Below are 3469 nucleotides of genomic sequence, written 5' to 3'. Positions count from 1 at the left end.
GGAAACAATAAGAGCCGATTACCCGGTGACCAGCAAAAGTGTTTATCTGTTTACCAATGGCGGTGGCCCCGTTAGTACCCCCTTTGTACAGCATGCCCATACCTTGCTCACGGAACTCAGTGAAAAAGGCAGAATGGTCATGCCGGGATGGCATCAACAGGCCCAGACAGTGCGACAACAGGTGGCCCGGATGATCAATGCCCAACCCACTGAAATAGCATTCATCTCCAACACGGCTCATGCTATGACCTTACTCTATGGCATGTTTCCAACCAGCTATGAAATCATCACCATGCGGGATGAATTCCCCACCAGCTTCGTAGGCTGGATGCACCACGGACATACTATCCGTTTTGTAGAAAGCGATGCCAATCGCAACATCTCTCTGGAGGCCATCGCTGCGCAAATTACACCCGCTACCAAAATACTGATCACCAGCCATGTGATGTTCAGAACGGGCTTCCGTCAACAACTGAAGGAAATTGGCGCCTTGTGTAAGCAGCATGGGATCATCCACATCGTAGACGCCACTCAATCCTTTGGGGTAAACGATATTGATGTGCAGGAATGCAACATAGATGTCCTCATCTTCCATGGTTATAAATGGGTCACGGCCGGCTATGGCAGCGGTGCCATGTATGTATCCCAGCAACTGCTGGATAAATACACGCCCACAGTGATCAGCTGGTACAGCGTTGATTATGAATTGCCGGATTTTGACCTGGTGAAAGACTATTCCATTTTTACACCGAAGAAAAATGCGCTGGTGTTTGAAACCGGTACCCCTCCTTTCATTAATATTCTGTTACTGGGATATACCCTGGAATATTTGCAGCGTATAGGTATTTCCGATATAGAAAATTATATACAGGAATTAGTGGAGTACCTGGCACAACAAGCCAGGGCACATGGCGTAAAATTGTTGTCCGATTATGCGCCGGAAAACCGCTCTGCTATTCAGCTGCTGGAAATTACAGCCGAACAAAATGTAAAAGTGACAGAAAATAATATTATGGCGAGGTATAAAAATAACAGGCTAACAGTAGCACTCAATTTTTATAATAATAAGGAAGATATAGACCGCTTATTTGCAGCGATTGCCTGATGCGTATATTGTCTTGCTCAGGATTATACTGATTTTTATGATTGTACTGATTTCTTATTTCTGGGATTACAAAAAATTGGGAAAATTAACTAACACCTTTCCAAATCTTTTAAAATCAACAGTAAAAATCTGGAAAATCATAAAAATCAGTATAATCCTGGACAAGACAAAAAACCGCTAGAAATCAAAATTATCCGGATCTGGTCCTACTCTTTCTCCTCGATCCAGCGCAGCTATTCTCTGCACATCTTCTTCGCTGATTTTAAAATGAAAAATATCTGCGTTGGAAATAACCCGTTCGTTGCGGATGCTCTTAGGAATGGTCACCACGCCCTTTTGCAAATCCCATCTTAATACCAGTTGAGCTACAGATACATTGTATTTGGCAGCCAGTTCTTTCAGCAAAGGCACTTCAAAGGCTTTACCTTGCATCAGCGGGCTCCATGCCTCATATTGTACCTGGTGTTGCTGGCAGAAATCCAGTAATGGCTGTTGTACCAGGTAAGGATGAAACTCCAGCTGGTCCACCATCGGAATTACTTTTGCTGTCTGAAATAAATCTTCCAGGTGATGCTGCAGAAAGTTGCTGACGCCAATAGCCTTTACCCTGCCATCGGCATACAGTTGCTCCAGTGCACGCCAGGTTTCTTTATACTTTCCTTTTACCGGCCAGTGTATCAGGTACAAATCCAGGTAATCTGTTTTCAGTTTAGCCAGCGACGCGTCAAAAGCTTTTAACGTGCTATCGTAACCCTGGTCTGCATTCCATACTTTGGTGGTCAGGAAGATATCCTTTCTGTCGGTCGCATTTTTTTCAATAGCCATCCCAACGCCTTCTTCGTTGCCATAAATAGCAGCGGTATCTATGTGGCGGTAACCCGCATCCAGTGCATAAGTAACGGAGTCTATTACTTCCTGTCCTTCTTTTGTTTTGAAAACACCTAATCCGAAATAAGGCATCTGTACACCATTCGCGAGTTGTACAGTACCATTAATGTCTGTAATATTCATCTGATGGAAGTTTTATTGTTGTTAAAAATGTGATCTGATTGTTTGAAACGCAAACCGGGCAGGTTTGTTCATTTCGCTGTATAATTTGTCAAACGCAAAAATACAACAGTTCCTACCGGCGCGGCCGGTAAATATTAAAGATAAATTTGTATAAAGATGGGAAAAAGGACCTGTATCCGCTACCCGACCATTAACACACGAATGCGTACGAATTAGTTTTTTTCATATAATTAAACTACCTTTGCGAAGCAATATTCAACATATGAAACGCACACTCACATATCAGACACGCAGACACACAACTACCGTTATCAGAGCGGTAATTGCAAGTACCTGCATTGTCTTAATTCAAGACGGGGAGGCAGATCCATCCCGGATATGAGAGGTTAATATATAACTCCTGAAATCTTTTCAAGGGGCCTCTTCATCCGAAGAGGCCTTTTTTATTTGCTTCCCCCACCAACCCCGATTTTTTCAGACAAGAAAATTTATAACGATGAACTACAACAGGAAATTTATTATTAAAACATTGTCAGTTACACGGATCAACCGGTAATGCAAGGCTTCCTGTTGCATGTTCGCAATCGCCTCTCATTACCCAATGAGAGGCTTTTTTTATTCCTTTTTTAAATAGAAATTATATGAAACGCTTAGCGGATTTTAGAAATATAGGTATCATGGCTCACGTAGACGCAGGTAAAACAACGCTCACAGAACGCATGCTTTACTTCACCGGCTTTACACATAAACTGGGTAATGTAGACGAAGGTAATACGGTCATGGACAGCGACCCTCAGGAAGAAAAAAGAGGTATCACTATTTCATCTGCAGCAATTACTACTTATTGGAAACACCAGGATAATACCTGGCAGATCAATATTATTGATACCCCCGGTCACGTAGACTTCACCGCAGAAGTAGAACGTTCGTTGCGCGTGCTCGACAGTGCCATCGCTGTATTTTGCGCCCGGTCAGGCGTACAGCCGCAGTCGGAAACGGTATGGCATCAGGCGAATCATTATAACATTCCCCGCATTGCATTCATTAATAAAATGGACAGGCAAGGCGCCGATTTCCGCCGCGTAGTAAATGAAATACGGGAACGCCTAAACGCCAACGTACTACCCGTGCAAATACCTATCGGTGCGGAAGATGATTTCACCGGTGTTATTGACCTGGTAACCATGAAAGCACTGGTATGGAATACACCTGATGGTAAAACGTACGACACCGTGGATATTCCTGCTGATTTACTCCCGGCAGCACAGGAAGCAAGAAACTTCCTGCTGGAAGAGTTATCCTTGCTGGATGAGTCTTTACTGAATAAATATACTGCGCAGCCGGAAAGCATCA

3 protein-coding genes are annotated in these 3469 nt (G+C 43.5%); 2 read left to right on the top strand and 1 reads right to left on the bottom strand.

The genetic code is table 11. The annotated features are described in order from the left end of the window. On the top strand, positions 1-1105 hold a 1105-nt coding region (locus VIP81_RS03840), incomplete at its 5' end, for an aminotransferase class V-fold PLP-dependent enzyme (RefSeq protein WP_331957158.1). A 177-nt stretch (positions 1106-1282) separates the two neighbouring features. Here the strand turns inward: VIP81_RS03840 and VIP81_RS03835 are convergent. Then, positions 1283-2116, bottom strand: coding sequence for an aldo/keto reductase (locus VIP81_RS03835; protein ID WP_331957157.1), 834 nt, complete (start codon positions 2114-2116; stop codon positions 1283-1285). Positions 2117-2757: 641 nt separating this feature from the next. On the opposite strand from VIP81_RS03835, the gene VIP81_RS03830 reads away from it, so the two are divergent. After that, positions 2758-3469 (top strand): GTP-binding protein (locus tag VIP81_RS03830; protein WP_331957156.1); only part of this gene is annotated, 712 nt, incomplete at its 3' end.

This window comes from Chitinophaga sp., assembly GCF_036566945.1.
Classification (GTDB): domain Bacteria; phylum Bacteroidota; class Bacteroidia; order Chitinophagales; family Chitinophagaceae; genus Chitinophaga.
The sequence above is the reverse complement of the archived record's forward strand: the minus strand, read 5'-3'. Positions and strand labels throughout refer to the sequence as shown.

Bases quoted from the DNA above. Each gene is read 5' to 3' on its own strand.
- VIP81_RS03835 (WP_331957157.1), bottom strand. From the start codon at position 2,116: ATGAATATTACAGACATTAATGGTACTGTACAACTCGCGAATGGTGTA.